Source organism: Streptomyces phytophilus (genome assembly GCF_013870535.1).
Classification (GTDB): Bacteria; Actinomycetota; Actinomycetes; order Streptomycetales; family Streptomycetaceae; genus Streptomyces; species Streptomyces phytophilus.
The window spans coordinates 1-2,375 of record NZ_JACBXC010000958.1 but is presented as its reverse complement, the minus strand read 5'-3'; the positions used below and the strand labels follow the sequence as shown (position 1 = coordinate 2,375).

At 71.4% G+C, this 2,375-nt stretch carries 2 protein-coding genes; both read right to left on the bottom strand.

Features of this window, described 5'->3' with window-relative positions; all coding sequences use genetic code 11:
* The coding region (locus tag H5J30_RS27710) for a thioester domain-containing protein (protein ID WP_181790039.1) at positions 1-1,333 on the bottom strand (1,333 nt) is incomplete at its 3' end.
* A 303-nt stretch (positions 1,334-1,636) separates the two neighbouring features.
* The gene (locus H5J30_RS27705; RefSeq protein WP_181790038.1) at positions 1,637-2,170 is read right to left on the bottom strand and encodes a single-stranded DNA-binding protein; all 534 of its coding nucleotides are present in this window, start codon (positions 2,168-2,170) and stop codon (positions 1,637-1,639) included.
* Positions 2,171-2,375: the final 205 nt, after the last annotated feature.

Genomic DNA, 2,375 nt, shown 5'->3' with positions numbered 1-2,375 from the left:
CCGCGATCACCGGGGTGGCACTGCTGCCACCGGTGTTCGCCAGGTCGCCGCCGTCGTCGCCGGCGTCGTCACCACCGGCGGAGCCACCCGCGGAGGCCGGGCTCGGCTCGCTCGGGGCCGGAGTGTCGTTGCCCGCGGTCTCGCAGTCGAGCACGCCGGTGAACTTCTCGCTGAAGCCGTCGTCACCGTTGATGGTGATCTCGTACGCCTGGTCCTCGGCGACCTCGACCAGCACGGTCTTGGACTCGCCCGGCGCCACGGTGTGGGACTCGCCCGCCAGCTCGAAGGAGAAGGGCTGGTCGCCCTTGTTCTCGGCGGTCACGTCCACGCCGCCCTTGGCGCAGTTCTTGTCCGCGGACAGCGCCGGGATCGGACCCTCGCTCGCCCACGTGGCGGTGGCCTGGGCGGTGACGGTGGTGTCGCTGGAGCCGGCCAGGATCTGGGTCTGGCTCTTCGCGTGCTCACCGACACCGGCGAAGGCACGGCCGACCGGCACCTGGGTGGTGGCCTCGGCGGTCAGGGTCGCGGACCCGTCGGCGGTGCCGGCGGGCACGTCGAGGAAGACCTCGGCGCCGTCGGCGGCGCTGGTGAGGGCCTTGCCGTCGGCGTCGACGACCTTGACGCCCGCGGACTCGGCCTCCGGCGACAGCGAGAGGTTGGCGCCGGCGGCGTCGGTGTTCACCGTCACCGGGCCGAGCTTCTCGCCGGACTTGCCGGAGACGGCGGTCGGACCGAGGTTCAGCGAGGGCGCGGGCTCCTCGATGGCCTCGGCACCGGCCTCCAGGAAGTCGGCCAGCTTCTCCGCCTCGGGGTCCTTGGCCTCGACGTTCACCTTGTCGGAGAAGCGCCAGATGGCGATCTGGGTGCCGGCCGCGGCGGTGTTCTCGGTCAGCTCACCCGCACCGGCCTTCTCCGCGAGCGCGGCCAGGTCGTCCACCTGCGGGTAGGAGTTCTGCAGAATCCAGTTGATCTTCCCCGCGTCGGGGTTGTTCTGCAGCGAGGAGGAGCTCCAGGGCACCTCCTGGTACTTGGCCTCCGGCTGGGTGGGGTTGCCGAAGTCGATGCAGTAGGTCTGGATGGAGCCGCCCTGGTCGACGGCCATCTCGAACAGACCGGCACCGATCTCCTGGTCGCCGCCGTCGCCGTGGACGATTGCGGTGTCCTTGATCGTGAGCCCGCCCAGGGTGGCGGTGGCGCCGTTGGCGGGCGGCGCGTCCTGCGCCGCGGCCGGACCGGCGCCGGCTATCGCACCGGCGGTGGCCAGGCCCGCGGCCAGCACTGCCGCGGTGAGCCGAGCAGACCGTCGGTGTGACGGCCTCCGAACAGAAGTCATGGTCGAAAATCCCCTCCGGGCGGGTTGGTCAAGGCTCGGATTGCCCCCGCCGTAAGAACGCCTTCGCTCCGGGCTCGTCGAGCCGCTCGGAATCCTATGGACTCCCCTCGTCCCGCGAACCTCAAATGCCCCAAGGGGACAGGGTTTTAGAACGCAATCGTTACATCGGGCGACGACTATTTCGGGCAGACCCCAGCGGACCGGCAGAAGTTCGAGTTCCGCACTCGAACTGATCGTCTCGAAACCGTCACCGCCCGGCCGCCGGGCGGCCCGCCCGCGGCCATACGGCCCCGGGGATCCGGGTCAGCCCAGGTCCGGGGTCAGCACTGGTTGGCGCTCCCCCTGCTCAGCCGCGTCCGGCGCCCCGCCTGCCGGCACCGGTGTCAACGCGTCCCGTACCGCCGCGTCCCGTACCGCCGCGTCCCGTACCGCCGCGTCGAGGTCCGTTCCGGACGGGTTCGCGAACGACGGCCTGACCCGGGACACCCGGCGGAACGCCGCCGTGCCCCAGCCGAGGTCGTGGCCCACCGCCGTCGCGTCGATCGTCGGGTCCGTGCAGCGCACGCCCTCCTTCTCGTACTCCCTGACCCGCAACCGGCCCCGCACCAGCAGCGGTTCGCCGATGGCCACGGAAGCCGCCACGTTGTCCGCGAGCTGGCGCCAGGCCCAGACCGTGAAGAAGTTCGTGTACGCATCGGTCCAGCTGCCGCTCGCCTGGTCGAACCTCCGCACCGTCGCCGCCAGGCGGAATCGCACCGCCGGCACCCCCGACTGCGTCGTGCGGTAATCCGCGCTCGTCGCGGCGTTCCCCACCACGGTCACCATCGTCTCGTTCATCTCCAACGCACCTCCCCCGTCCGGGCACTTCACCTGCCCGCTGACCCCATGCTGCCCCCTGCCACCCGAACCGCGCGACCCCTGTGGATAACTCCGGCCCGGGCGACGTAACAGGAGGTCAGGACCGTGCGCTGCCGCCCGAGGCAACGGCGTACTGCTCCCGCACCTCGCGGTAGCGCAGCAGCTCCGCCGCCATCGGCTCCAG